23 protein-coding genes are annotated in these 26,668 nt (G+C 73.3%); 7 read left to right on the forward strand and 16 right to left on the reverse strand.

Going from position 1 to position 26,668, the window contains the following annotated elements; genetic code table 11:
• Nucleotides 1–58: 58 nt before the first annotated feature.
• Together ACXJKF_RS16790 and ACXJKF_RS16795 are read right to left on the reverse strand one after the other, a co-directional pair.
• On the reverse strand, nt 59–1,630 hold the full coding sequence (locus tag ACXJKF_RS16790; protein WP_456788857.1) for a DUF7059 domain-containing protein: 1,572 nt from the start codon (nt 1,628–1,630) through the stop codon (nt 59–61).
• 165 nt (nt 1,631–1,795) lie between these two features.
• Entirely contained in the window at nt 1,796–2,476 is a 681-nt protein-coding gene (locus ACXJKF_RS16795) for an endonuclease/exonuclease/phosphatase family protein (RefSeq protein ID WP_456788858.1), read from the reverse strand.
• Between the two features lie 92 nt (nt 2,477–2,568).
• On the opposite strand from ACXJKF_RS16795, the gene ACXJKF_RS16800 reads away from it, so the two are divergent.
• Nucleotides 2,569–3,120, forward strand: coding sequence for a DUF3995 domain-containing protein (locus tag ACXJKF_RS16800; protein WP_456788859.1), 552 nt, complete (start codon nt 2,569–2,571; stop codon nt 3,118–3,120).
• Here ACXJKF_RS16800 and ACXJKF_RS16805 read toward each other — a convergent pair.
• The 7 genes from ACXJKF_RS16805 to ACXJKF_RS16835 are packed head-to-tail and all read right to left on the reverse strand — an operon-like array spanning nt 3,042 to nt 10,448.
• Complete coding sequence (locus ACXJKF_RS16805) at nt 3,042–3,701, reverse strand: ThuA domain-containing protein (protein WP_456788860.1); 660 nt, start codon at nt 3,699–3,701, stop codon at nt 3,042–3,044. The genes ACXJKF_RS16800 and ACXJKF_RS16805 overlap by 79 nt on opposite strands.
• Nucleotides 3,701–4,318 carry a hypothetical protein gene (locus tag ACXJKF_RS16810; protein WP_456788861.1) on the reverse strand — a complete coding sequence of 206 codons (618 nt, stop codon included), beginning with the start codon at nt 4,316–4,318 and terminating at the stop codon, nt 3,701–3,703. Before ACXJKF_RS16810 ends, ACXJKF_RS16805 begins: the two co-directional genes overlap by 1 nt.
• On the reverse strand, nt 4,315–5,205 hold the full coding sequence (locus ACXJKF_RS16815) for a carbohydrate ABC transporter permease (RefSeq protein ID WP_456788862.1): 891 nt from the start codon (nt 5,203–5,205) through the stop codon (nt 4,315–4,317). Before ACXJKF_RS16815 ends, ACXJKF_RS16810 begins: the two co-directional genes overlap by 4 nt.
• The gene (locus ACXJKF_RS16820; RefSeq protein WP_456788863.1) at nt 5,205–6,140 is read right to left on the reverse strand and encodes a carbohydrate ABC transporter permease; all 936 of its coding nucleotides are present in this window, start codon (nt 6,138–6,140) and stop codon (nt 5,205–5,207) included. The genes ACXJKF_RS16815 and ACXJKF_RS16820 overlap by 1 nt, the downstream gene beginning before the upstream one ends.
• 60 nt (nt 6,141–6,200) lie before the next feature.
• Nucleotides 6,201–7,490 (reverse strand): ABC transporter substrate-binding protein, encoded by a 1,290-nt coding sequence (locus ACXJKF_RS16825; RefSeq protein WP_456788864.1) that lies wholly within the window; start codon nt 7,488–7,490, stop codon nt 6,201–6,203.
• Nucleotides 7,491–7,539: 49 nt separating this feature from the next.
• Nucleotides 7,540–9,408, reverse strand: a complete 1,869-nt coding sequence (locus ACXJKF_RS16830) for a DUF2264 domain-containing protein (RefSeq protein WP_456788865.1) — start codon at nt 9,406–9,408, stop codon at nt 7,540–7,542.
• Nucleotides 9,405–10,448, reverse strand: a complete 1,044-nt coding sequence (locus tag ACXJKF_RS16835) for a hydroxyacid dehydrogenase (protein WP_456788866.1) — start codon at nt 10,446–10,448, stop codon at nt 9,405–9,407. Before ACXJKF_RS16835 ends, ACXJKF_RS16830 begins: the two co-directional genes overlap by 4 nt.
• Before the next feature lie 169 nt (nt 10,449–10,617).
• On the opposite strand from ACXJKF_RS16835, the gene ACXJKF_RS16840 reads away from it, so the two are divergent.
• Both ACXJKF_RS16840 and ACXJKF_RS16845 read left to right on the forward strand, forming a co-directional pair.
• A complete protein-coding gene (locus ACXJKF_RS16840; protein WP_456788867.1) occupies nt 10,618–12,411 on the forward strand; it encodes a heparinase II/III domain-containing protein in 1,794 nt (597 codons plus the stop codon).
• The gene (locus tag ACXJKF_RS16845; RefSeq protein WP_456788868.1) at nt 12,408–13,469 is read left to right on the forward strand and encodes a substrate-binding domain-containing protein; all 1,062 of its coding nucleotides are present in this window, start codon (nt 12,408–12,410) and stop codon (nt 13,467–13,469) included. Before ACXJKF_RS16840 ends, ACXJKF_RS16845 begins: the two co-directional genes overlap by 4 nt.
• A 24-nt stretch (nt 13,470–13,493) precedes the next feature.
• On the opposite strand, the gene ACXJKF_RS16850 is transcribed toward ACXJKF_RS16845, so the two are convergent.
• Nucleotides 13,494–15,785, reverse strand: a complete 2,292-nt coding sequence (locus ACXJKF_RS16850) for a sodium-translocating pyrophosphatase (RefSeq protein WP_456788869.1) — start codon at nt 15,783–15,785, stop codon at nt 13,494–13,496.
• A 227-nt stretch (nt 15,786–16,012) separates the two neighbouring features.
• Between ACXJKF_RS16850 and ACXJKF_RS16855 the strand changes: the two genes are divergently transcribed.
• The 4 genes from ACXJKF_RS16855 (at nt 16,013) to ACXJKF_RS16870 (ending at nt 19,771) form a co-directional block, all read left to right on the forward strand.
• The gene (locus ACXJKF_RS16855; RefSeq protein ID WP_456788870.1) at nt 16,013–16,546 is read left to right on the forward strand and encodes a sigma-70 family RNA polymerase sigma factor; all 534 of its coding nucleotides are present in this window, start codon (nt 16,013–16,015) and stop codon (nt 16,544–16,546) included.
• Nucleotides 16,543–17,958 (forward strand): hypothetical protein, encoded by a 1,416-nt coding sequence (locus tag ACXJKF_RS16860; protein WP_456788871.1) that lies wholly within the window; start codon nt 16,543–16,545, stop codon nt 17,956–17,958. The genes ACXJKF_RS16855 and ACXJKF_RS16860 overlap by 4 nt, the downstream gene beginning before the upstream one ends.
• A 68-nt stretch (nt 17,959–18,026) precedes the next feature.
• Nucleotides 18,027–18,566 carry an RNA polymerase sigma factor gene (locus tag ACXJKF_RS16865; RefSeq protein WP_456788872.1) on the forward strand — a complete coding sequence of 180 codons (540 nt, stop codon included), beginning with the start codon at nt 18,027–18,029 and terminating at the stop codon, nt 18,564–18,566.
• Complete coding sequence (locus ACXJKF_RS16870) at nt 18,563–19,771, forward strand: hypothetical protein (protein WP_456788873.1); 1,209 nt, start codon at nt 18,563–18,565, stop codon at nt 19,769–19,771. The genes ACXJKF_RS16865 and ACXJKF_RS16870 overlap by 4 nt, the downstream gene beginning before the upstream one ends.
• Before the next feature lie 4 nt (nt 19,772–19,775).
• Here ACXJKF_RS16870 and ACXJKF_RS16875 read toward each other — a convergent pair whose 3' ends face one another.
• The 6 genes from ACXJKF_RS16875 to ACXJKF_RS16900 all read right to left on the reverse strand — a co-directional run bounded on the left by ACXJKF_RS16875 (nt 19,776) and on the right by ACXJKF_RS16900 (nt 26,605).
• Nucleotides 19,776–22,862, reverse strand: a complete 3,087-nt coding sequence (locus ACXJKF_RS16875) for a PKD domain-containing protein (protein WP_456788874.1) — start codon at nt 22,860–22,862, stop codon at nt 19,776–19,778.
• Between the two features lie 128 nt (nt 22,863–22,990).
• A complete protein-coding gene (locus ACXJKF_RS16880) occupies nt 22,991–23,326 on the reverse strand; it encodes an STAS domain-containing protein (RefSeq protein WP_456788875.1) in 336 nt (111 codons plus the stop codon).
• A gap of 116 nt (nt 23,327–23,442) precedes the next feature.
• Nucleotides 23,443–24,306: a 5-oxoprolinase subunit C family protein gene (locus tag ACXJKF_RS16885; RefSeq protein WP_456788876.1), complete on the reverse strand. Its 864-nt coding sequence runs from the start codon at nt 24,304–24,306 to the stop codon at nt 23,443–23,445.
• Complete coding sequence (locus ACXJKF_RS16890; RefSeq protein ID WP_456788877.1) at nt 24,303–24,944, reverse strand: 5-oxoprolinase subunit B family protein; 642 nt, start codon at nt 24,942–24,944, stop codon at nt 24,303–24,305. The genes ACXJKF_RS16885 and ACXJKF_RS16890 overlap by 4 nt, the downstream gene beginning before the upstream one ends.
• 18 nt (nt 24,945–24,962) lie before the next feature.
• Nucleotides 24,963–26,072 (reverse strand): hypothetical protein, encoded by a 1,110-nt coding sequence (locus ACXJKF_RS16895; protein ID WP_456788878.1) that lies wholly within the window; start codon nt 26,070–26,072, stop codon nt 24,963–24,965.
• Complete coding sequence (locus tag ACXJKF_RS16900; RefSeq protein ID WP_456788879.1) at nt 26,069–26,605, reverse strand: sigma-70 family RNA polymerase sigma factor; 537 nt, start codon at nt 26,603–26,605, stop codon at nt 26,069–26,071. The genes ACXJKF_RS16895 and ACXJKF_RS16900 overlap by 4 nt, the downstream gene beginning before the upstream one ends.
• Nucleotides 26,606–26,668: the final 63 nt, after the last annotated feature.

The raw sequence follows: 26,668 nt of genomic DNA on the forward strand, positions 1-26,668 counted from the left end.
TGGTGATGTGGAGCGTCCGAGGAAGTGGTCGGCGGGGCAGCCAGATCCTCGGACGTCGTCAGGGCTGGTGCGCCGGGAGCAGGAGGCCGTCGCGGACCAGGCCGCGGGCCGACGGGAGGACGTCCGCGGCCACCGCGTCCGCGCCGACCTCCAGCAGCGCACCCAGGGCGTTGACGATCTGGCCGACGGTGAGCTCGCCGTCGCAGACGCCGACGAAGCCCGCGAGCGCGGTCCCGGCCTGCACCGCCCGGCCGAACCCGCCGCCCTGGCGCAGCAGGACCACCTGCGGGTCCGGGTCGCCGGGGGTCAGGTACCGCTCCTCGGTGACGTCGGGGGCGACGACGAGGCGCTGGCCGGCCAGGTCGTCGTCGGACATCGCGAGCCAGTCGTGCGCCGCGAGCGAGGCCGCCACGGCCGGCCCGAGCGGCTGCCGGACCGTCCCGGTGACCTCCTCCAGCCGGCGCAGGGTCGGCGCGCCGAGCGGCTTGCGCAGGGTCACGATGCCGAACCCGATGCCCTCGACGTCCCGCGACGCGAAGTCGTCCAGCCACTGCCCGTACCGCTGCGCCCAGGCGGCCCGGTCGCGGTCGGGGGTCGTGCCGCCGTCGCGGATCCACGTCTCCGCGTACTGCGCGGGGTCCTGCAGCTCGCGCTGGACCACCCACCCGTCCAGGCCGGAGGCGTCGAGCCAGGAGCCGACGCGCTCGTGCCACTGCTCGCCGCGACGCACCTCCCAGTTGCCCAGCAGCTGCGCCACGCCGCCGGGTGCCAGCACCGCGCCGACGCCCTCGACGAGCTCGCGCACGATCGCGTCCCCCGCCCGGCCGCCGTCGCGGTACTCGTACGACGGCATCCCCGGCGTCCGGGGCGTGATGACGAAGGGCGGGTTGCTCACGACGAGGTCGAAGCGCTCGCCGGCGACGGGCTCGAGCATCGACCCCTCGCGCAGATCGAGCTCAACCCCGGCCAGCGCCGCGTTGAACCCCGCGAACGCGAGCGCGCGTCGCGAGATGTCCGTGCCGACCACCCGGCGCGARTGCCGCGTGGCGTGCAGCGCCTGGATCCCGCAGCCGGTGCCGAGGTCGAGCACGTGCTCGCGCTCGTCGCGCACGGTGACCTGCGCCAGCGTGGTGGACGCCCCGCCGACCCCCAGCACGTGATCGGTGCGCAGCGCCTGCCCGGTCGCCAGCTCGCCGAGGTCGGACGCGATCCACCAGTCGACCTCGCCACCCCCGTCGACCGCCGTGTACGGCCGCAGGTCGACGCGAGCTCGGACGTCGTCACCGTCGACCTCGACCAGGCCGAGCCGCGACGCCCCGTCCACCGTCAGGGTCGGGAACGCCAACTCGAGCGTGCGCCGCGACGTGGTGACACCGAGCAGGAACGTGCGGACCAGCGCCGCGACGACGTCGTCGGCAGCCGCCTCGGTCGCCCGCAGGGCCGGCACCGGCTCCTCACGGTGCAGCGCGTCGGCGGCGACCGCCCCCAGCACCTCCTCGACCCCGGCGACGCCGTACCCCGCAGCCGTGAGGTCGTCGCGCAGCGCCGCGACGAGCGCGGGGTCGATCAGGGGCGCACCGGGCGCGATGTCGAGAGGCACCCCGCCATCATCCCCGCAACGTCCGAGCATCTGGTCGCCGGGGCGCTCACTTCCTCGGACACTGCACCTGCTCCCAGCAGAACGTCCGAGCATCTGGTCGCCGGGGCGCTCACTTCCTCGGACACTGCACCTGCTCCCAGCAGAGTGTCCGAGCATCTGGTCGCCCGGGCGCTCACTTCCTCGGACGCAGCGGTCTCAGGCGTCGTGGAGGAGGTGGAGGTCCACGACGAGCGGGCGGTGGTCGCTCCCGACCTGGGCGGGCTGGCCGGACGGGACCCGGGCGGTGCCCGCAGTCAGGTCCGGGGACCGCAGGATCGCGTCGATGCGCAGGCGCGGCTCGATTGCGGGGAACGTCGGGTCACCCAGCGGGTCGACGTCGACCAGCACGGTGGTCAGGCTCGTCCAGGTGGGCCCGCCGGGCGGCTCGTTCAGGTCGCCGAGCACGACCGTCCGCACCGTCGGCACGTGGTGGACGAGGAGGTCCGACAGGTGGGCGGCGCGCTCGTCGCGGACCAGCGACAGGTGCACGACGACGAACCGGATGCCGTCGACGGTGGCGACGGCGACGCCGCGGGCGGTCCGACCGGACAGGTTCGGCAGCCGCACGGCGGACGGACCGGTGACCGACCGGCCCCGCGCGACGAACAGGGCCGTCGTGCGGGCGCCCCGACCGTTCACCACGGCCCGCATCCCCACGTCGCGCGCGAACCGCCAGGTCCGGATCCAGCCGAGGAGACCGCGCGGCGGCTCCTGCAGGCCGAGCACGTCCGGTGCGGCCGCGCGCACGACGTCGACGACGTCGGGCCGGGACAGCTGCAAGCCCTTGACGTTGTACGTCATGACCCGCAGCCGGGCGCGGTCAGGGGCGGTGGTCATCGCCCCATCCTTGCGAGGACCTGCGAACGGGCACAACGGGCAGTGCGCCACGCAGCGTCGCGCCGGGCAGCCGCGGACTAGCGTGGTCCGTCATGGAGCCGCCGTCCGACCGCTGGGTCCCCCCGCGGTGGGTGGCGTGGGGGGCGGCCGTGGTGGCCTTCGCGTTCGCGGGCGTCAGCCTCGCGTGGGCCCTGGGCAGCACGGTCGGCCTGGACACGCTCGGGGGCACCATCGAGCGGATGGCCCGGGCCGGCGAGCCGGCGCTGCTCGCCGCGAACGCCGTCGCCCTGGTGCTGAAGGTCCTGGGTGGTGTCCTCGCGCTGGCGCTGGTCCAGCCGTGKGGTCGTCACCTGCCTCGGCGACCTCTCCTGGTCCTGGGCTGGCTCGGCAGCGGCGTGCTCGTGCTCTACGGCACGCTCCAGACGGCGTCGGTGGCTCTCGTGGCGGCGGGCGTGGTCGAGCTCGACGAGCCCTTGTCCGAGCGCGCGCTCACGTGGCGGCTGTTCCTGTGGGAGCCCTGGTTCCTGGTGTGGGGTCTCCTCCTGGCCGGTGCGACCCTGCGGTGTCAGCGGCTCAGCAGCCAGCGGACCTCGCGACGGAACAGGTCGACGCGCGACGGGGAGTCGTACGAGCGGACGTCGTGACCGAGGGCGTCGTAGACGATCCGGCCGGGGCCGGGGGCCACCCAGACGACGGGGTGCGCGGTGCCCTCGTGGTCGGCGACGACGAGCACGTGGACGTCGKGCGACACCCGCAGCGACAGGTACTGCTCGTCGTCGGCCGTGATCTCGGTCAACCCGGCGGAGACGGGGTGGTCCGAGACCACGCGAAAGGTCGCGGTGCTGTGCGGGGGGTGCCAGGTGGTGCCCTCGACCCAGCGCCCGCCGAGCAGCGGCTCCCAGGTGGGCGAGTCGAGGAACGTGTTGGCCGCCTGGTGCAGCCCGAGCACGGGGACGCCGGACGCCACGAGCGCCGACAGCCGCGCGTGGAACGGGAGCCAGTCGGCGTCGGTGCCGTCGAACTCGGGGTCGGGTCGCCCGCGACCGGAGGCGACGACGACGAGGTCCGGCTCGATGCCGTCGAGCGCACCGGGCAGGGTCCCGCGGATCGTCGCGTCGATCCCGTCCTCCGCCAGGAGCTGCGCCACGCGGTGGGCGATCGCGGCGGTGTCGTGCCACGGGTCCTCGTAGCGTCCGTGTCCGGCGAGCACGAGCGCGTGGGTCATCAGTCCTCCTGGGGGCTCACTGCGTAGCGGGCGTTCGACCACACCACATAGAGCAGCGGCGCGCACGCGACCAGGACCCCGATCCCGGGCTTGACCAGGAGCACGCCGGCCAGGACGGCGAGCACGACGACGTTGAGCGCGGACAGGTACCAGCGGCGCAGCGCCACCACGGCCGCCACCCGCAGCGGGGCGCCGACCAGGGCGTACGGCAGCACCGCGACGACGAGCACCGCGAGCACGACGAACATCGGCAGCAAGGGCCGCGCGAACGCGACGTCACCGGCCAGCGCCCCGACGACGTTGACGGCGAGCACGCCGAGCACCGCGGCCCCACCCGCCCAGAGGGCGAGCCCGCGCAGGAACCCGCGCCGGTACGCGGCGACGAACGCAGTCGCCGGCCGGTCGTCGGCAGCGAAGGCCCCGAAGGCCCCCAGGAGCGCCGGCCCGCACACGCACGAGAGCACCGCGAAGAACGGCAGCGACGCCAGCGGGTCCTCCACGAGGACGAGCGCGAGCAGCAGCGGAGAGCACGCCACAGCGAGCAGCAGGTTGACGACGAGCCCGGTCCACAGGCCACGGAAGCCGCGCTCGTAGGTGGTGACCGACAGGGTGCTCATCCCTTCAGCCCGCTCGTCGCGATGCCCTGGATGAAGTACTTCTGCCCGAGCAGGAAGATCACGAGGATCGGCACGACCGAGATCACGGAGCCGGTCATGATCATGGCGTAGTCGCCGTCGAACAGGCCGACGAACGACTTGAGCCCCAGCTGCACGGTCCACAGCTCGTTGCTGGTCAGGTAGATGAACGGCCCCATGTAGTCGTTCCAGGTGGCGACGAACGTGAGCAGAGCGAGGCTGGCGAGGGCCGGCTTGGACAGCGGCAGGATGATCCGCCGGTAGATGCCGTACTCGGACAGGCCGTCGATGCGGGCGGCCTCGCAGAGCTCGTCGGGGATGGTCAGGTAGTACTGCCGCAGCAGGAACACCMCGAACGCGCCGAACGCCTGCAGCAGGATCAGCGACCAGAGCGTGTTGACCAGCCCGGCCTTCTGGAGCATCACGTACTGCGGCACCATGTACGCCTGCCACGGCACGGCGATGGTCGCGATGTAGGCGACGAACAGGGCGTCCCGGCCGCGCCAGCGCACCTTGGAGAACCCGTACGCCGCGAAGGAGCCGGTGAGCACCTGCAGGAACGTGATGACCAGCGACAGGACCAGCGAGTTGCGCAGGTAGGTGGTCATCGGGATGCGCGACCAGATGTCCACGTAGTTGTGCCACTGGAAGTCGCGCGGGATCCACTGCGTCGGGACGGTGAAGACCTCGTTGTTGTTCTTCAGCGACGAGGAGACCATCCACACGAACGGCACGAGCACGCCGAGCGCGATGACCGTGATCAGCACGTACATGACGGCGGTCCGCACGGGGTGCCGCGACGGTCCGGGCGACGGGACGTCCGCCGGGTCCAGGGACACCGTGGCGATGGGGGCTTCGACGACGCTCATCAGCGGTCCTTCCGCTCACCGAGGCGGAACTGCAGCACCGTGACGAGGAGCACGATGACGAACAGCACCAGGGAGATCGCGGACGCGTACCCGAACTCGCCCTGGGCGATGCCCTCCCGGTAGATCAGCTGGGAGAGCACCAGGGTGGCGCGGCCGGGTCCGCCGTCGGTCATGACGACGATGAGGTCGAAGACCTTGAACGAGCCGACGGTCAGCAGGATGAGGACGAGGAACGTGGTGRGGCGCAGGGTCGGCAGGGTGATGTGCCAGAACCGCTGCCACGCGTTGGCGCCGTCGACGCGGGCGGCCTCGTAGTACTCGACGGGGATGGTCTGCAGGCCGGCGAGGAACAGGATCATGTAGTAGCCCATGTCCCGCCAGACGCTCGTGATGATGACGGCGGGCATGGCCCAGTCGGTGCTGGACGTCCAGCCGGGCGGGTTGGCGACGCCGAGGGTGGTCAGGAGCTGGTTGACGGGGCCCATCGTCGGGTTGAAGAGCATGTTCCAGACGACTGCGACGGCCACCATCGAGGTGACGTACGGGAAGAACGCGGCCGTCCGGAAGAACCGCACGCCGCGCAGCTTGCGGTTGAGCACCAGCGCGAGGCCCAGCGAGCACAGCAGCGTCAGGGGCACGTGACCGATGCCGTAGTAGAGAGTGTTGCGCAGCGCGATCCAGAACGTGTCGCTGCCGAACATCTTCTGGAAGTTGTCCAGACCCACGAACTCGGCGGGGTTGTAGGAGTCCCACTCCATGAACGCCAGCCCGAAGGCGGCCACCACGGGCACCAGCGTGAGCAGGGCGAACCCGAGGAAGTTCGGCAGGATGAAGCTGATGCCGATGAGGGTGTTGCGGCGGGACTGCCGCCCGGTGGTGCCGGACCCCGCGGACGACGCTGTCGGCGCCGTCGGTGGCGCTGCGGTGATGGCCATGGTGCTCCTTCGCCGATCCGCGCGGGCCGGCCCGTGGGAGCCGGCCCGCGCGAAGGGCTGCTAGTCGAGGACGTCCTGCTTGACGCGGCTCTCCATGTCGGCGATGCCCTGGTCGACCGTCTTCTCGCCGACCATGATCAGGTCGTGCTCCTCGTTGAGGATCACGTCGACGTCGGCCGTGATGTCCGACGGGGCGATCTCCAGGGCCACGTCGTCCGGCGCGAACGCCTCCTTGGACAGCTCGTCGGTGGGCATGCCCTCGAGCGCGAAGTACGCGGCGGTGACGTCGTCGCTCTGCAGGGCGGGGACGACGCCGATCGCGGAGATCGCCTTGGCGCCCTCGAGCGACGCGGCGAACTCCAGGAACGTCTTGGCGGCGTCCTTGTGCTTCGACGCCTTGTTCACCGCGAACGCGGTCGGTCCGCCGAACGTCGTGGTCTGGTCGACGTCGTCGATCTGCGGCATCGGGGCGATGCCCCACTCGACCGTGGACTTGGCGTCCTTCTTGGCCTGCAGGATCCCGGAGATGTACCAGGTGCCCATCGGCATCATCGCGGTGGCCTGCGTCTCGAACATCGTCCGGTAGCTGACCTGCTGCGTCTTGGCCGTCGAGTAGTCGAGCGCGTAGCCGTCCTTCTGGAGGCCCACGTTGAGGTCGTACTGGTCCTTGAGGAACCCGTAGTCCCCGCTGAGCAGGTCGGCGCCCTCGTTCTGCGCCTGCGCCGCGGCCTGCGTGACCGAGCGCCAGATGTGGTTGTACGTGCCGTAGACCTTCTGCCCGGCCGCGTCGGTGCCGGTGAGCTTCTGCGCGAGGTCGGCGTACTCGTCCCACGTGACGTGGCCGGGGTAGTCGAGGCCGGCCGCGTCGAACAGGCCCTTGTTGTAGTACAGGACCCAGAAGTCCTGCCGGTACGGGACCGCGAAGTACTTCCCGTCCACGTCGTAGCCGTCGGTGCCGGCCAGCTTGCCGTCCGGGTAGTCGGTGACCAGGTCGGTGACGTCCTCGAGCTGGCCGCGGCCGGCGTAGCGCGAGTAGTCCGTGAGGGTCTTCATGGTCAGGACGTCGGTGGTGTCGCCACCGGCCAGCATCGTCGTGACCTTCTCCGGGTAGTCGTCCGCGAGGATGTCGACCGGCTTGATGGTGATGTCCGGGTAGGCCGTCTCGAACGCGTCGAAGAGGGCCTGGAACTCGGGCGTCTGGTCCATGCTCCAGACGGCGACCGACAGCTCGACCGGTCCGGACTCGGTGGCCTCGTCGGCCGGCGCGTCCCCGCTGCTGCTGCCGCACGCGGCGAGCGTCAGCGAGAGAGCCGCGGCGGCGCCGATGGCGGCCAGGGCCTTCCTGTTCATGGTGCTCTCCTCTTGGGTCGTCATCACGCCGGGCGCCGTCGCCCGGGTGCTACTGCTGGTGGGGCAACGTGCAGGTGGTCACGCGGGCGTCGGCCCACGTCACGGTCAGCTGCTGGTCGATGAGGGCAGCGGTCGGAGGTTCGTTCGGGTGCTGTGCGAGGCAGACGGCGGTGACCCACCAGCTGCCGGCGACCACCGGGGTCGATGCCCACGGGGTCGCGGTCCAGGTGCCGAGCGGGCTGGCGTCCTTGTCCAGCCGCACCTCGGTGGCGGACCCGTCGGCGACGAGCAGCGAGGTCAGGCCCCCGCTGCGGACGCCGTCCGCCAGGAACGCCGGCTCGCCGGAGACGGGCCAGCCGGCGCTGCGGAGCGTGAGGCCCGGGTCGGCGTCGTCGACGCGGACGGCCCGGACCTCCCACGCGCCGCGCACGACGGACAGCGTGGTGAGGGTGCCGACGACGACGGAGGTGCCGACGAGGCCGGAGCCGTGCGTCTGCACCGTCGGGTCCACCTCGACGCGGTGCGCGACGCTGCGCGAGGCCGCGACGCCGACTCCCTCGTCGACCCGGCACTCCAGCGCCGTCATCCCGGAGCGGTGGGTGGACCGCCCGTCGGCGTCGACCAGCACGACGGCCTGGTCGAACGGCTCGGCCCACGCCTCGTCGTCGAGCAGGGGCGCCGTCGCGGTGGAGTACCCGAGCCGGGCGTACAGCGGCGAGTCGCCGTCGAGCGAACCCTCGAGCGCGTGGTCGGTGCCGTGGTTGACCACGCGCACGATGCCGTCGTCGTGGGTCCCGCTGACGATCCAGCCCGGCGCGCGCACGGCGACGAGGTCGTCGGCCACCTCGACGGGCAGCGGCTCCTCGGCGGCGGTCCACACGGGGTGGTCGGCCGGCAGCGCGAGCCCGAGCATGCCCTTGGCCGCCCAGTACGGCGACCCGGTGCCGGAGTAGCTCTGCGCGAGCGGCCGCCACGGACCGTGCCAGCCGAGCGTCAGCAGACCGTMCTCGTCGGGCGCGCCGTGCTGCACGAAGTGGGTGACGATGCTCGACGCGGCCCGGCGCAGCTGCCCGGGCGACGTGCTGGGCACCTCCGCGATGGCGCCCGCCCAGTAGGGCGCGGCGGCGGCGAACCGGTAGGTGAGGCTACGGCCCTGGATCAGGGGGCTGCCGTCGGCGCCGACCAGACGGATGGCGTCCTGCAGGTACCGGTCGAGGCGGGCGACGTCCCGGGCCTGGCGCTCGGGCTCCACCGACGCGCCCTGCATCCGCGCCCAGAGCACCGGGTACAGGTGCAGCGCCCAGCCGACGTAGTGGTCGTAGGAGCGCTGGTCGCCGTCGGAGAACCAGCCGTCGGCGCGCGCGAACGACGCGTGCAGCGCGAGGTCCTCCTCCAGGTCCTCGGCCGACCACGGGCCGCCCACCGACCGCAGGAAKGTCTCGACGACGATCCGGAACCACAGCCAGTTGTTGCGCGGGTAGCCGCGGTCGCCGACGACGGACGACAGGTAGTCGACGACGCGCTCCTGCACCCCGGAGTCGAGGCCGTCCCAGAGCCACGGGCGCGTCAGGTCGAGGATGAGCGCCAGCGACGCGGCCTCGACCTTCGCCTGACCGTGCTCCTCCGGGCGCACCCAGCGCTCGGGCGAGGACGGGTCCGTGCCCGTCGCGAGACCCGCGGCGTAGAACTCCGCGAGGTTGTGCGGGTCCGCGCCGCGCTCCCCCGCCAGCCGGAAGCCGGCCAGCAGGAACGTGCGCGCGAACCCTTCGAGCCCGTCGACCGCGGTGCCGTAGCCGCCCGGCGTACCGGGCAGGGTGATCAGCGCGTGCTGCGGCGACGCGTACGGGCGGACCGCGAGCAGCATCTCGTCGGCGAGCGCCGCCCACTGCTCCCGGCTGCGGATCTCCCGGCGCGTCATGCGCCCACCACCAGGTGCTCGCGGGTGACCGGCGCCAGCACGGGACGTCCGAGGATCAGGCGCTCGAGCTCGTCCAGGGTGTGGTCGCTCATGCGCCGCGCCTCGGAGCCCAGCGAGCCGGCGATGTGCGGGGTGAGCATGACGTTGGGCAGGTCGTAGAGGACCGACGTGGCAGGCAGCGGCTCGGGGTCGGTCACGTCGAGGACCGCGAAGAGCCGCCCGCTGGACGCCTCGCGCTCCAGGGCCGCGGTGTCGACGAGCACGCCCCGGGCGGTGTTGATCAGGGTCGACCCGTCGGGCATGAGGGCCAGCTCGTCGGCCCCGATGAGGTGACGCGTCTCCGGCAGGGCGGGGGCGTGCAGGCTGACGATGTCGCTGCGACGCAGGAGCTCCGGCAGTGCCACCAGCTCCGCGCCGGTGCCCATGAGGTCGTCCGCGGTGATCGTCGGGTCGGCGACCAGGACGCCGTCGGTCTCCAGGACGTCGAGCAGCTCGACCGTGCGGCGCCCGATGCGGGACCAGCCGACGATGCCGATGGTCCGGCCCCGGTTGCTCAGGTCACTGAGGTTGCCCTGCTTGTCGGCGAACGACCAGCGGTCGCGACGGGTGCGGGCCTCGGCGGCGAGGAACGGGGCGCGCTTGCCGGCCAGGATGATCGCCGCGAGCGTGTACTCGGCGACCGGCCGAGCGTTCTCGTCGGCGGCGGACGTCACGACGATCCCCCGCGCCCACGCCTCGTCCGGCACCAGGCCGCGCACGGTGCCGGCCGCGTGCAGGATGGCCCGCAGCCGGGGTGCGGCGGCGAGCTGCGCCGGCGTGATCGCAGGTGCACCCCACGACGTGACGATCACGTCCGCCTCGGCCAGCTGCGCGCGGGCCTGCGGGCTGTCCAGGTCGTCGAGCCGCAGCGGCTCCCCGACCACGGCGAGCTCGCGCAGCCGGTCGACCTGCTCCGCGTGGAACTGGAGATCGAACGTGCCCTCGCTCATGAGCAGCAGGACGTGGGGCCGCGCGGCTGCGGGGGTGCTGKGGTGCGTCACGCGTCGTCCTTCCTCATCGAAGTGGCGTCGGGGTCGATGTCGTCTTTGATCGGTTCGACCCGCCGTTGACCGGCAGAGTGGAGTTAAACGCACATAAACGATCCTCGTCAAGCGCTTCCCCGATGAGTTACGATCATTTTCGATCATCGCCGATCCGAAGTGAGGGCTCATGTCGACAGCCGTGCGCGGAGGACTTCCTCTGCAGACCGACCGCTCGTTCTGGGCGACGGTCGACGACCGTGGTGTCCTCGCCCGTGCGCAGTCCGAACGCGGCACACCCTGGCCGCAGCCCCTGGCCAGCCAGTACGCCCGCTACCGCCGCGACGGCGACCGGGTCGAGTACGAGGCCCAGGTGTTCGGGCGCGAGGACCGGCTGACCCGGGCCGTGGTCGCGGCGCTCGTGACGGACGAGCCGGCGTGGGTCGACGAGGTGGCGGACGGCGTGACGCTGCTGTGCGAGCAGAGCTCGTGGTGCTGGCCCGCGCACGACGTCGCCGCCGCCGCGCTGGGCACGGTCGTCCCGGTGGTCACCGAGCCCGTGCTCGACCTGGGCGCCGGCGAGGTGGCCGCGCGGCTGGCCTGGATCGACCACGTGCTGGGCGACCAGCTGGACACCCGCGTCCCCGGGCTGCGTCGCCGGATCCGGCACGAGGTGCGCACGCGGGTGCTCGACCCGTTCGTCGCGCGCGACGACTGGGGCTGGCTGGTCCCGCCGCTGAGCAACTGGACCGCGTGGATCCACGCCAACGTGCTGACGGCCGCACTCGTGCTGCTCGAGCCGGAGGAACGCGATCCCGTCGTGGCGCGGGTGGCCGGCGGCCTCGGGGACTACCTGGCGTCCCTGCCGCCGGACGGCGCGATCGACGAGGGCTACGGCTACTGGTGGCAGGGCGCCTGCCGCGCGCTCGAGGCCCTGATCCTGCTGGAGCACGCCACCGGCGAGGACGCCTCGACGTGGCCGGTCGTGCGCGCGATGGTCGACTACCCGCACACGATGCACCTGGGCGGGCCGTGGTACCTCGGCGTCGGCGACGGCACCGCGACACCCCCGACCGACCTGCCGTGGCACGTCCTCCACGCGTGGGCGCTGCGCACCGGCTCGGAGGCGGCCGCCGCGCACGCCGCCGCGGAGCACGCCTGCGCCGCCCTGCCCGAGCGGGGAGGCATCGGCCGCACCCTGGAGTCGCTCGCCTACGACGCGTGGCCGACGATCGCCCCGCCGTCCCCGCTGCCCGCGCAGGTTTGGTTCCCGAGCACGGAGGTGGGCCTCCTGCGCGAGACCGCGGGATCGCCGCGCGGGCTGGCCGTCGCGCTCAAGGGCGGGCACAACGGCGAGTCGCACAACCACAACGACGTCGGCTCCGTCGTCGTCGCCGTCGACGGCGTGCCCGTGGTCGTCGACCCGGGCCGCCCCACGTACACAGCGCAGACGTTCGGCCCGGACCGGTACGCGATCTGGACGATGCAGAGCTCGTGGCACTCCGTGCCCGAGGTCCGCGGCACCCCGCAGCACGACGGTCGCCAGTTCCGGGCCACCCAGCCGTCCCACGACGGGGAACGGCTCCGGCTCGACCTCGCTGCGGCCTACCCGACCGAGGACCTGACCCGCTGGACCCGTACCGTCACGCTCGACCGAGCGGCGTCCCGGGTGCTCGTCGCGGACGACTGGGACGTCGCACCGGGTCCCGGCGGGAGCGTCGTGCACTGGATGCTGGCCKGCACCGTGGAGGTCACCGCACCGGGACACGTCACGATCCACCCGCCCGATGACGCGCGCCCGACCCGCCTGACCTGGGACCCTGCCACGGTGACCTCGTCGCTGACCGTCCGGCCGCTGGACGACCCGATGCTCTCCGACGTGTGGGGCGACCACCTCATGCGCCTGGAGCTGGCCGTCGACGACTCCGCGGGCCACGGCTCGCTGGTCGTGACGATGGAGATCGCTGCGGAGACAGCCCGATGACGTCCCTGCCGGTGACCCGCCGCGACCAGCTGCTCGACGTCCTGCGCCGCGAGGGCACGGTCCGGGTCAGCGACGTCGCCTCCGCGCTCGGTGTCACCCCGGTGACCGTCCGCCGCGACATCACGCAGCTGGCCAACGAGGGCCTGGTCCGCCGGGTGCACGGCGGCGCGACCCTGCTGGCCACCCCCGAGGGCGACGAGGAGGCACCCGTCGCCGCGACGCTCGGCATGGTCGTCCCGTCGCTCGACTACTACTACCCGGGCGTCCTCCAGGGTGCCCGGGAGGCCGCCGCGCGCCTCGGTGTCCGGCTGGTGCTGCGCGGCTCGTCGTACCAGGTGGAGGACGACGAGCGGCAGGTCACCGGCCTGGTCGAGACCGTCGGCGTCGACGGCCTGCTCATCGCGCCCAACCTGTCCGGGCCCGGCGGCGACGCCCTGCTGGCGCGGCTGGCGGGGCTGGACGTCCCGGTGGTCCTGCTGGAGCGCACCGCGACGATCCCGCCGCACGGCGCGCCGATGGAGTCGGTGGTGTCCGACCACGCGCTCGGCGCGAGCATCGCCGTGCACCACCTCGCGTCCCTGGGCCACCGACGCATCGGGCTGGCCTACTCCCAGGCGAGCCCGACCGCACCGAAGGTCCGCACCGGCTGGCTCAGCGCGTGCGAGGGGCTCGGCCTGGACGCCGCACCCGACCTGTCGATGGTGAACTACCGCGACCCGCTGTGGCGCGCGGAGGTGGACCGCATCCTCGACGCGTGCCTGGCGGCCGGGACGACCGCGCTGCTGGTGCACTCCGACCCGGAGGCGATCTCGCTGGTGGAGCGCTGCGAGGAGCGTGGCATCCGCGTGCCGGGGCAGCTGTCCGTGGTGGCCTACGACGACGAGGTCGCCGGGCTGGCCAACCCTCCGCTGACGGCCGTGCGCCCGCCGCGCCGCTCGATCGGCCGGACGGCGGTCGAGCTGCTGGTGGGCCGGCTGGGCGAGCCCGCCCGGGCCGTGCACCGCGTGACGGTCACGCCCGAGCTGATGATCCGGGAGTCGACCGCTCCCCCGTCCTAGGGACGGGGGAGCAGCCGGCTGCCGTCAGGCGAGCGCCTTCTCGGCCTCTCGCGTGAGGTCGTTCTTGTCCGCACGTGCCGCCCGGAGCCGGGACGCCACGACCGCGCCACCGGCGACGAGCGCGGCCGCGACCGCGATCGACAGACGGGCCGTCTGGTTGGCGTCGTCGCCCACCGAGATGGCGACGACGGCCGGCGCGATGAGCAGGGCCACGAGGTTCATGACCTTGATCAGCGGGTTGATCGCCGGACCGGCGGTGTCCTTGAACGGGTCGCCGACGGTGTCGCCGATGACCGCCGCCGCGTGCGCGTCGGACCCCTTGCCGCCGAAGTTGCCGTCCTCGACGATCTTCTTCGCGTTGTCCCAGGCGCCGCCCGAGTTGGCCAGGAAGACCGCCATGAGCACGCCGGTCGCGATGGCCCCGCCGAGGAAGCCGGCGAGCGGCCCGACGCCGAGCCCGAACCCGACCGCGATCGGCGCGAACGCCGCGAGCAGACCGGGTGTGGCCAGCTCCCGCAGGGAGTCACGGGTGCAGATGTCGACGACCTTGCCGTACTCCGGTCGCTCCTCGTACGTCATGATCCCGGGGTGCTCGCGGAACTGGCGTCGCACCTCGAACACGATGGCTCCTGCGGCGCGGGTCACGGCGTCGATCGCCAGGCCCGAGAACAGGAACACCGTCGCGCCGCCGAGGATCACGCCGACCAGGGTGACCGGGCTGATGATGCTGTAGTTCAGCATCGCCTGGGTGAGCTCGTCGCCCGCCTCGCCCGCCGTCTGCAGCGCGTTGAACACCGCGTCGGCGTAGGAGCCGAACAGGGCGGTCGCGGCCAGCACGGCCGTCGCGATCGCGATGCCCTTGGTGACGGCCTTCGTCGTGTTGCCCACGGCGTCGAGGTCCGTGAGGATCTGCGCACCCTCGGGCGTGACGTCGCCGGACATCTCCGCGATGCCCTGCGCGTTGTCGCTCACCGGCCCGAACGTGTCCATGGCGACGATGACGCCGACCGTGGTCAGCAGGCCGCAGCCCGCGAGCGCGACGAGGAACAGGGACAGCGACACCGAGCCGCCGGCCAGCAGGAAGAGCCCGCAGATGGCCGCTGCGATGATGCCGGCCGTGTAGACGGCGGACTCGAAGCCGACCCCGATGCCGGACAGGACCACGGTGGCCGCGCCGGTCAGGGTGGTGCGGGCGACGTGGAGCGTCGGCTTGCTCGTCGTGCCCGTGAAGTACCCGGTCACCCAGAGGATGACGCCCGCCAGCACGACGCCGATCGCCACGGCGACCGAGGCGATCACCCGCGGGTCACCACCGTGCGTCGCCAGCGCGTCGCTGACCCCCGTGATGTCCGCGAAGGACGACGGCAGGTAGATGAACGCCGCGACCGCGGAGAGTGCGACGCCGACGAGCGCCGAGATGTAGAAGCCCCGGTTGATCGCCGCCAGGCCGCTCTCCGCGCCGCGCACCCGCGTGATGAACACGCCGAGCACCGCGACGACGGCACCCATGGCCGTGACGATGAGCGGGAACACGAGCCCCTGCTCACCGAACGCCGCCTTGCCCAGGATCAGGGCCGCGACCAGCGTGACGGCGTACGACTCGAACAGGTCCGCCGCCATGCCCGCGCAGTCGCCCACGTTGTCGCCGACGTTGTCCGCGATCGTGGCCGCGTTGCGCGGGTCGTCCTCCGGGATGCCCTGCTCGACCTTGCCGACCAGGTCGGCGCCGACGTCGGCAGCCTTGGTGAAGATGCCGCCGCCGACCCGCATGAACATGGCGAGCAGCGCGGCACCGAAGCCGAAGCCCTCGAGCACCGCAGGCGCGTCCGCCCGGTAGATCAGGACCACCGACGCGGCGCCGAGCAGGCCGAGGCCCACGACGCTCATGCCGACGAACCCGCCGGTCCGGAACGCGATGCGCGCACCTTCTGCACGCCCACCGACCTCCGACGCGGCTGCCGCCACCCGGACGTTCGCCCGCGTCGCGAGCCACATGCCCAGATACCCGATCGCGGCCGAGAACGCGGCCCCGAGCAGGAAGAAGACCGACCGGCCCAGCTTGACGCCGCTGTCGCCCGGCAGCAGGAACAGCAGGGCACAGACGACGACCGCGAAGAGGGCCAGGGTGCGGAACTGCCGGCTCAGGTACGCCGACGCCCCTTCCTGGACCGCGCGCGCGATCTCGCGCATGGACTCGGTCCCCTCACCGGCCGCGAGCACCTGGCGGCGCAGGACAACGGCGATGAGCAGGGACGCGACCGCAACGGCCGCGATGACACTGACGATCGTGATGCTCGTGGACCCGAGCTCGACCATGCATCCTCCTCGGACATCAGCGAGGCCCCCCTGACCACGCCCGTCCCACAGCCCCGTTGCTGCGCGACCGGGCGAGTCTAGCCAGTAGATGTGACGTGGATCGCACCACGACGCAAGCGTGATCGGGGACGCCGTTCGCGGGACGATTCGTGGGGACCCCAACCGTTCGCGGCCGGGGGGCGTCTGGACAGGTGAAGGCAGTTGCGCACCGACCGAGGGGGACGAGCATGAGCTGGGAGTCGGATCTCGACCGGCTCGTCACCGAGCGCGGGTCGGCGCTGGTCGCGTACGCGTACCTGCTGGCCGGGGACATGGCCTCGGCCGAGGACCTGGTCCAGGACGCGTTCGTCCGGACCTACTCGCGACGCCGCCCCGCCGAGGTCACCTGGGTCGAGGCGTACGTGCGACGGGTCATCCTCAACACCTACCTCGACGGCTACCGGGCCCGGGCCCGCTTCGCCGCCGTCACCCCCTTGCTGGCGACGCCCGACGTCACCGACGACCCGAACACGGCCGCCGGCGACCGGGCCGACGTCGCACGCGCGCTCACCGTGCTGACGCCCCGCGAGCGCGCATGTGTCGTGCTCCGGTTCTACGACGACCTCACGCTCCCCGAGATCGGTCTGCGGCTGGGCGTGTCCGAGGGAGCCGTCAAGCGCTACCTGTCCGACGCGCGGCACAAGCTGGAGCCGCTGCTCGGCCCGCAGCCGGGTCTGGCCTCCGAGGACGTCGCGACGATCACGAAGGGAGGCGCGCGATGAACCGCGACCTGGAGTCGGCCCTCAACGAGCTGGCCGACCGTGCGGAGCTGCACCACCGAGCCGTCCGGGCACCCCTGCCCGTGGACCGGATCACCGGCCTCGCCCGTCGGCACCGCCGGACGCGCGCCGCGCTCGCGGTCACCGGAGCGGCGGCCGGAGTCGTCATCGTCGCCGGCGCGGCGTTCGCCCTCCTCCCGGACCAGGCGCCGCCGCCCCCGGCCCACACGCCGAGCCCCACCGTGACGACGTCGCCGACGCCCACGCCCGACCCGACGCCGACCGTGGCGCCCGTCGTCCTGCCGGTGGGCAACCCCGCGCTGCCGTTCGGCGCCTGCGGTGCGCTCGCGGACGCCGCACCGGCGTACCCGGTCGACGACCGCGTGGTCGCGCGGGTGGCCCCGGATGCCGCCACGCTCACCTCGGGCGACTTCCTGACAGCCGGCGGTGTCGTCGACCGTGAGCTCGACGGCGACTTCCTCGCGTACGCCGTGCCCGACGGCGGGCCGCGCGTCGCGGTCCTGAAGGACGGCGTGGTCGTCGGCACCGCGGGCTTCTCGCCGGAGCCGTACGACGTCATGGCCGGGCGCAGCGGCAACGACGGCGAGATCACCTCGTTCCGTGGCCCGCTCGGGCTCACGGTGTGCGACCCCGGCGACGGCGGCCCCACGACCGTCGGCCGACCCCTGCCCGCAGGGACGTACGAGCTGCGCCCGTGGGCGGAGGTCGTGACCTACGACGACCTCCAGGAGGCTCCGGCGGAGCTCTTCCAGAACTCGCTCACGTTCGAGCAGGCGGCCGCGCTGGGCGGCACCCGGGCGACGGCCGTCGGCGAGCCCACGACCGTGACGGTGACGGGGGACGCCGAGTCGCAGTCCCCGCTGCCCGGGGCGGACGTGCCGCTCGACCGCACCACCTTCGCCGGGCCGCCCGCCTGCGACGCACCCGCACCGGCCGCACCGGTCCGCGGGGCGATGCTCGACCTGCAGGTGGCGCCCGTCGCCACGACGATCGCCTCGGGTGCCCCTCTGACCGCGACCGCTGCGGTGCAGTACACAGGCCCGGGCCGGCTGCGACTGTTCGGCTACCACGCGATCGAGTACTGGGTCGTGCAGGACGGTGTCGTCGTCGGCACCACCGTGCAGGCGAACGACGCGTTCTCCTCGCTCGACCTCGGTGCCGGCGCACCCCTGGCGTTCTCCGCGGACGGACGGGTCCTGACGTCGTGCAGCCAGGACGGCGGCTACCCGCTGAGCACCGGGACCCCGTTGCCGCCGGGTGAGTACACGGTCTACCCCGCGTGGATCTTCAACGCCCCGGTCGTCCGGACGGCGACCGAGACGGTGGACCTGCCCCGACCGGACGACATCTACTCCGTCACGCTGGGCGCGCCGTTCCCGGTGACCCTCACCTGACCCTCACCTGACCAACGATTCGCACCTCCCGGTCGTCCAGGAAGATGACGGCACCACAGGGAGGTGGCATGACGGCCTGGGAACAGGTACTGGACGAGCTCGTGCGGGCTCGGGGGCGTGCGCTCGTGCGGTACGCGACGCTGCTCACGGGCGACGAGCGCGAGGGTGAGGACCTGGTCCAGGACGCGCTGGTTCGCTGTTTCAGCCAGGGTCGCCCTCTGCGGGAGACGGCCGCGGCCGAGTCGTACGTGCGGCAGGCGATCCTGACGATCTTCCTGGACGCCTACCGGCGCCGGGCACGGTGGACGGCGGTCCGGCACCTGCTCGCGCGGGACGACGACACGGCCGACCACGGGCCTACCAGCACGGCGCGGCTCGACGTGCAGACCGCGCTCCTCACGCTCCGGCCCCGGCTCCGCGCCTGCGTGGTGCTCCGGTTCTACGACGACCTGACCGTGCCCGAGATCGCCCGCCGGCTCGCGCTCTCCGACGGCACCGTCAAGCGGTACCTCTTCGACGCCATCGGCCAGCTCGAGTCCCTGCTGGGACCGCTGCCCGACGCCCACACGATCGACATCCAGCTCGTCCCGACAGGAGTGACCCGATGAGCCCCGACCTGACCCGCGCCCTGCACGACGCCGTCGACACCGGCCCCGACGACTCCCCCTTCGACGTCCTGTCCCTCACCGGCCGCATCCGGCGCCGCCGCACCGTCCGTGCGGGAGTGCGCGGCGGGGTGACCGTCGGTGCCGTCGGGGCCGTGGCGCTCGGCGCCGTGTACGTCGGGGGACGCGACCCCCTGTCCGTGCTCCCCGCGGCGCGTGCCGACGCCGGGCCCGGGACGTGCGGCTCCGACATCGGCCTCCTCCCGGTGGCCGAGCCCGGACGTGTCGGTCTGATGCCGTCGGCGGACGACGGCTCCTGGTACATGGACGACCCTTCCACCGTCCCGCCGCAGGGCACCGATCTGGGGACCCTGCTCGGACGCTTCATGAACCCGATCCTCGTGCGCGAGCTGTCGCCGGAGGCTCGGGACGCCGCGGTCGCCGAGCAGGTGCGCAGCGCGAACGAGTCGCTGGCTGCCGCGGAGGCGCGTCGCTCGAGCAGGCTGGCCAGTCCTCCGGCCGGCGTCCCGCTCACGGTGGGCGAGGTCGACGCGCTGGACCGTGGCGTGGAGGTCGCGCGCCAGCAGCTCGAGGTCGCGCAGACCCCGGAGTACATCACCGTCGTCGGCGACGAGCTCGAGAGCCAGATCCTGATCACCCACGACGGCACCGTCGTGGCGTCCGACGCCGACCCGTCGCCCGACCCGCAGTACGGGTGGATCTCCTCGTCCGACAGCTCCGTGGTCACGAGCATCACCAGCACGGAGCTGAGCACCTGCGCGACGGACCAGGACCCCGGGGGGGTGCCGTTGCCCGCCGGCGACTACTCGGTCTACGTGAGCTACGTCGACGCAGGCGAGCGCGCCGTGGCGGGCCCCTGGTCCGTGTCCCTGCTCGACATGCCCCCCGCACCGACCGCGCTCCCCGAGGGCTTCCCGGTCGACGACGTCCCCCTCATCGGCGGCCGGCTGGTCTCGGTCACCCCGGCGCGCGGGTCGAGCAGCGAGGGGTGGGACGTCATGATCGCCGTCGACGGCGACGACGCCGCCACGGAGGCCGTCCGGCTGCTCGGCGACGACGTGCCGGACGACGTGCTGCCGGTCCCGTCCGGCCTCACCTTCACCGTGGCGGGGTGGGACGTCACCGTCGCACCATCGACGTCGGAGGACGGAGAGCCGACCGTCTTCTACACGATCCGCCGGGACTGACGCGTCAGCCGATCGGCGCCACCGCCAGGTCGTCCCAGCGCGCCACCGCCAGGGTGGTCGCCGACGAGCTGAGGTAGGTCTGCAGCCGGACAGCGCCGGCCGACTGCAGGCCTACGGTCGAGTCGGTMGTCGTGTACTGCCAGGCGGCCGGCTCGGTGGAGCCGGCGGCCCAGGCCTTGACGCGCACGACCGTCGGTGAGGTGCCCTGCACCTGCACCCGGACCTGCAGCTGCTGTCCCGCGGTCAGGGCCAGGCCCGGCAGGGTGCCGCCCGCCAGCACGGTGCCGCTGCGGTCGGTGTGCAGCTGGACGACGCCGGTGGGCATCAGCTTCAGACGCGCGCCGTAGGTGGCCGACCCGACGACCCGTCCCGCGACCGTCAGGTACACCGGGCCGGTGGGCACGGTGTCCATGCTGACGGCCACCGTGGTGTCCGTCGCGGTCGAGGACACCCCGCCGAGCGTCGCCGTGAGGGTGCCGCCGATGGCCGGCGCCTGCAGGCCGACGCTGCCGTTCACGGAGAACCGGGTGTTCCCGCCGCCGACGGTCCACGTGCCGCCCCAGCCGTTGCTGACCGTGCGGGTGAACGAGTCCGTCGCGAGCGTGGTCGGCGGTGGCACGGCGGCCACGACGACCTGCCGGGTGGTGCTCGCCGTGGCGCCGTCGTCGTCGGTCACGGTCAGCGTGATCGTGTACGTGCCCGCCGCGGCGTAGGTGCGGCTGGTCGTCGTGCCGGTGCCCGTCGTGCCGTCGCCGAACGCCCAGGTCCGGCTCACGATCGCGCCGTMCGGGTCGGCCGACGCCGACGAGTCCACCGACGCCACCAGACCGGCCGCCGTGACCGTGAAGCTGGCCGTCGGCGCGACGTTCGGCGGCGGCGCGGTGACGGTCACCTGGCGCGTGGTGCTCGCCGTGGCGCCGTCGTCGTCGGTCACCGTGAGCGTGACCGTGTACGTGCCCGCCGCGGCGTACGTGCGGCTGGTCGTCGTGCCCGTGCCCGTCGTGCCGTCGCCGAACGCCCAGGTGCGGCTCACGATCGTGCCGTCGGAGTCGGTCGACGCCGACGAGTCGACGGACGCCGTCAGCCCGGCCGCGGTCGCGGTGAAGCTCGCGGTCGGCGCGACGTTCGGCGGTGGCGTCGTCCCGCCGACACCCGTCGCCAGCAGGTCGTCGTACCGCGCGACGATCGCACCGCCTGTCACGGTCGAGCTCGCGTACGTCGTCAGGCGCACCCCGCCGCCGGTCTGGAGGCCGGCCGTCGAGTCGGTCGCCGTGTACTGCCACGTGGTCGGCTCGGTGGACCCGACCTTCCACGCCCGCGCCCGCACCGTCGTCGGACTGGTCCCCTCGACCTGCACGCGGACCCGCAGCCGGTCACCGGCGGCCAGGGTCAGCCCGGGCAGCGTGTTGCCCGTGAGCACCGTGCCCGACCGCTCGGTGTGCAACTGCACCGCGCCCGTGGCCAGCACCTTCACGCGGGCGCCGTAGTCCGCGCTCCCGACCGCCCGCCCCGAGACCGTCAGGTACACCGGTCCGGACGGCACGCGGTCGAGCCCGACGGACACCGACACGTCCGACGAGGTCGACACGACCGACCCGAGCGTCGCGGCGACGGTCCCCCCGGCCGCGGCCGACTGCAGTCCCGTGCCGGAGCCGACCGAGAACCGTGTCGTGCCGCCCCCGACGGTCCACGCACCACCGGCGTCGGCCGAGCCCCAGCCGTTCGCGACCGTCCGCGAGAAGGCGTCCGACGCGAGCGTCGCCGGGCCCGCTTGCGCGGTCGTGTAGGACCACGTCGGTCCGCGCGTGACCGTCGTGCCGTCGTCGACCGTCGCGTACCAGTCGACGACCGTGCCCGGGGGCAGCGCCGGGACCGGGACCGACGCGACCGCGCCGGACGCGACGGTCGCGGTGCCGACCACGGGCAGGTCGGCCGGCTCGGTCATGTCGAACGGGACCGTGAACTGGCTGTCGGCGTCCGTCTCGAACTGCCCGAGGTAGGGCGAGTACGTGAACGCGCGGATCTCGTCGGCACCCGGGTCGAACGTCAGGTAGCGCAGCCAGCCGTCGCCGCCGTGCGGGCGGTCCTGGTAGTCGGAGAGCATCGCCTGCACCGGCTGCCCGCAGGCGTTGGTGTCGGTCCGGCGCGCCTCGGCGGTGACCGCGTCGGAGAAGTGCCCGCTGACCACCAGGAACACCGAGCAGCTGGGACGCACCAGCTCCTCCCAGATGGCCTGCCCGCTGTTCCCGCCGTCCGTGCGGGCGACCTGGGTGGTCAGGCCACCGGCCGTGTCGACGTAGCTGTGCGTCGCGACGATCGCCCGACGGTCCGGGTGCGCGGCCAGCACCCGCCGCGCCCAGTCGAGCACCGCGTCGGGGGCGTTGAGCTCCAGGCTCAGCAGCAGGAAGTCCATGCCGCCCGCGGTGAACAGGGAGTAGGAGTCGAGGTTCTGCCGGTCCACGGGGTCGTCGCCGAACTGGTCCTGGCCGAGGTACCCGCCGTAGGACGCCGTCGGCGAGTTCCACGCCGCGTTCGCGTACCGGCTCACCGGGAAGAACTGCTGGTAGAGCACCGCGGACCCGGTGGTCAGGTTCATGTCGTGGTTGCCGGGCAGCACCGCGCTCGGCACGTTCGCCGCGTCGAGGAGGGCCAGGTACTGCGAGGCGCGCTCCCACTGGACGGTCGCCGTCTCGAACCCGACGATGTCGCCGAGGTGCGCGACGAAGGCGACGTTCAGGGCCGCCCGGTTGTCCACGATCCACTGCGCCTGCTGCCGCATGATGTCCGTGTTCGCCGACGTGCTCACGTAGTTCTGCGTGTCCGGCATGAGCATGAGCGTGAACGGGTCGCCCGACCCCGGGGTGCCGGGGGTGTCCGCCTGCGCGTGGAAGGTCACGTCCACCTGGGCGTCGTCGGGGTCGCTCGCACGGACCTGCAGCTGCGCCCCCGCCGGGACCGACGGCGCACCGGCGGCCGGCCCCACCAGGACGGGGACGCTCGGCGGAGCACCGGCGGCCTGCGCGGGCGTCACCAGGCCCACGACCGTCAGGATGCTGACCGCACCGGTGGCGAGGCTGGCGCGTAGCCGCATCGTCGTCCCCTCGCTGAGCGGGGAGCGGTCGCCGCGACGTCGGCGGCCAGTCGTCCCGCCGACGAGTTCACGCCCCGAGGAGAACCCTGTCAATATCTGACAAACCGGACACGCCCGTATTCACCCGGTCAGGCGTCCAGTGCCGCCTCGACCGTGTCGTGCACGGTGAACACCTGGAGCAGCGCGGTGATCCGGAAGACCTTGAGCAGCCGCTCGGAGTCGATCACCAGCTGGAGCTGACCGCCCGCCAGGCGGACCTTCTTCAGGGTGCCGACGAGGACGCCGAGGCCCGTGGAGTCCATGAACCGGACCGCCCGCAGGTCGATGACCAGATCGGTCCGGTCCCGCTCGAGCAGCTCCGCGATCTGGTCGCGCAGCGCGTCGGCGGACGACACGTCGATCTCGCCGTCCACCTCCRCGACCGTCCGCGGACCTACATCCCGGCTGGTCACACGCACGTCCATGGGGTCCCCTCCCTCTCGTGCATTCAAACAGACGCGCGACCCGACCACGAGGGACCCGCGGCAGCGTCCGCCCGTCCGGTCGTCGGGACGCCCTGGTGTGCGGACGTCGCGCGGGCTCAGCCGTGCACGAACGAGACCCGGTCCCCCGGCCGGACCTGGGCGAGCCGGCCGTGCGCGTACCGGCGGACCACCGCCACCACCGGGTAGCCGCCGGTGACGGGGTGGTCGACGCCGAACACGACAGGCTGCCCGTCCGGCGGCACCTGCACGGCACCGAGGACCAGGCCCGCCGACGGCAGCTCGCGCCCGGTGGCGTCGGCGGTGCGGGCGAGCGCCGGTCCCGTCAGCCGGACCGCGACCCGGTTCGTCGCGGGGGTCACGTGCCACTCGCCCGCCTGCAGCCGCACCAGCACGTCCGCGAACCAGTCGGCGTGCGGCCCCGGCACCACGGGCAGCTCGACGCGGTCCGGTGGCGGCTGGACCGGCGCGAGGTCCACGACCGGCCATTCCACGGGGGCGAGCCCGACTGCCAGGACGTCCCCGGCCTGCAGTGGAGCCGGCCCCAGCCCCGCGAGCTGGTCCGTGGAGCGGGACCCCAGCACCGTCGGCACGTCGATCCCCCCGCGCACGGCGACGTACGTCCGCAGGCCGGAGGTGACCGTGCCGAGGCGCAGCTCCGTGCCCGAGCGCAGCTCCAGGACGGCCTCGTGCCCGACCGGCCGGTCGTCCAGCCACGTCGGGCCACGCGCGCCCGCGAGCGCGACGGTCACGTCCCCGACGGCGCGCACGCGCAGCCCGCCGAGCAGGACCTCCAGGCCCGCGGCGCCCTCGTCGTTGGCGACCAGCCGGTTGGCCAGGCGCAGCGCGCCCGCGTCGGCCGCACCGGACCGGCCGACGCCGACGTGCGCCCACCCGGGCCGCCCCAGGTCCTCGACCAGGGTGAGCAGGCCGGGGTCGAGGACCTCCAGCGCGCCCGTCATGCGGGCGTGAACCGCACGTGCGTGCCGGGCTGCAGCAGCGCCGGAGGGTCGCGGTCGACGTCGAAGAGGGTCACGTCGCAGGTGCCCAGCAGCCGCCAGCCGCCGGGGGTCGCCGCCGGGTAGACGGCGCTGAACTCGTCGGCGATCGCCACCGACCCCGCGGGGACGCGCTCGCGCGGGCTGTCCAGCCGTGGCACGCGCAGCGCCGGGTCCAGGCCGACGAGGTACGCGAACCCGGCCATGAAACCGCCGAACGCCACCGTGTACCGCGCACCGGTGTGCCGCGCGACGACCTCGTCGACGGTGAGCCCTGTCAGCCGGGCGACGTCCGCGAGGTCGGGACCGTCGTAGTCGACGGCGAGCACCACCTCGTGGGGTGCAGCCTCGGCGGCCCGGGACGACCGTGCCGCCCACCAGCGCGCCACCGGCAACGCCCCCGGGTCCACGTCCGCGCGCACCCGCAGCAGGAGCGTCCGCGCGGCCGGGACCTGGTCGACGATGCCCCCGGCGTCCGGGTCCGACGTGCGCGCGGCCCGCACCGCGTCGTCGAGCGCACGGACCTCCGCCAGGCCGGCGAGCTCCACGAGGACCGCGTCGTCCCCGTAGGGCACCACCCGGGGCGCGTGTGCGTCGGTCATGGACCGATCCTGCCGGACCTACGGCACCGTCAGCGTCCCGGCCGCCTCCGCCACCCCGGTCGCGTTGACGGTCAGTCGGCCACCGGTGTCGCGCGACGTCGGCGCGACCGTCACGACGCTGTACACCCGGTACGTCCCGGACGGCAGCGGTGCGTCGTCCACGCACGACGTCGTCCTGACCGCCGGGGTGAGAGGGAGCGGGGACCCGGGATCGAGATCGGCCGTCAGCCGCCCCAGCGCGGGGTCCCACGTGTCCGAGTCGCTCACGATCCGACCGGTCCGGTCGTCCACGAGCAGCGTCCGCGCGCTGACCATCGACGCCTCGGCGTCGCCCTTCCACACGAGCAGGAGGTTCATGCTCACGTCGTCGACGGAGCCCGCGTCGATCTGCACCCGGTCGTCACGGCGGGGGAGGACGGAGAGGTCCGCCCCGCACCACCGCTCACGCACGTTGCCCGCCACGACGAGCGGCTGACCGGGGCTGAGCGCTGCTGGTCCGGCACCGTCAGCGCCTGCGAGCACCCCGTACATCACGTACTCCCCGTCGGGCAGCGCCTTGGTCGCATCGGCCCCGCCGCACGTGGTGAGCGCCATCTCGCTCCAGCTGCCGATCGTGTGCGGACCGGGGTCGTCCGCCACCGCGAAGTCGTGCGGCCGGGACGCCCGCGCGACGACCACCCCGTCCTTCGCCACCACCACGTCGACCGGGTCCCGCAGCGTGAACCCCGCCGGCACGTGCACGGTCAGCGACACCGGCAGCGCCAGGTAGGAGCGCTGCTGGTACGTGTCGAGCGCGACTCCGAGGTCGACCTCGGGCTCGGCGGCGGGCTCGACCACCCAGCCGCACTCCCCCGGTGCCGCGTCGGGGTCCGCCCGCGGCAGCTCGTGGGCGACCTCGTCGGCGGGAAGGCCCGGCACCGAGCCCCCGGGCGACCTGCCCAGCAGCCCGGGCGTCTGCGTGGCGGCGACGGCCAGCACACCTGCCAGGCCGACACCCCCGGCGGACCGCGCCGCAGTCTGCGCCGCCCGGCGCCGCCGGATCCGACGGCCGAGCGTCGTCGGCTCGAGCGTGCCGACCGGAGCGCGCTCGGCGGCGTCTCGCAGCGCCGCGGACAGGTCGAGGCTCATCGTGTGCTCCTGGTGGTGATCAGGTGGGACTCGGGCGACGCGGGTTCGGCAACGGGGCCGAGCACCCGTTCCAGCGCGTGCACCCCGTCGCTCAGGTACCGCTTCACCGTGCCGTCCGAGAGCTGCAGCCGGTCCGCGATCTCCGTGACCGTCAGGTCCTCGAAGTAGCGCAGGACCACGCACGCACGGACCCGCGGAGCCAGGCCCCCGAGCGCCGCGACGACGTCCCGTCGGGCGTGCACCCCGTCGCCGTGGTCGACCGTGACCTCCGGGGACGCCACCAGGTGCCGCAGGCCCAGCCACCGTCGGCGGCGCCGGTACCCGTCGATGTACGACGACAGCATCGTCTGGCGGACGTAGCCCTCCACCGCGGCGGGCTCCCGCAACCGGGCCTTGCGTGCGAGCACCGCGACCAGCGCGTCCTGGACCAGCTCCTGCGCGTCGGCAGCGTCGCCCGTCAGCAGGTACCCGTACCGCAGCAGCGCCGCTCCGCGGTCGCGCACGAGCGTGTCCAGCACCTCTTGCCAGTCCACCCGTGTCCGCCTCGCTGCTCGTCCGTGCCGGCCGAGGGGCCCGCCATCGACCATGACGGACGG

Source organism: Cellulomonas sp. P5_C5, assembly GCF_054049655.1.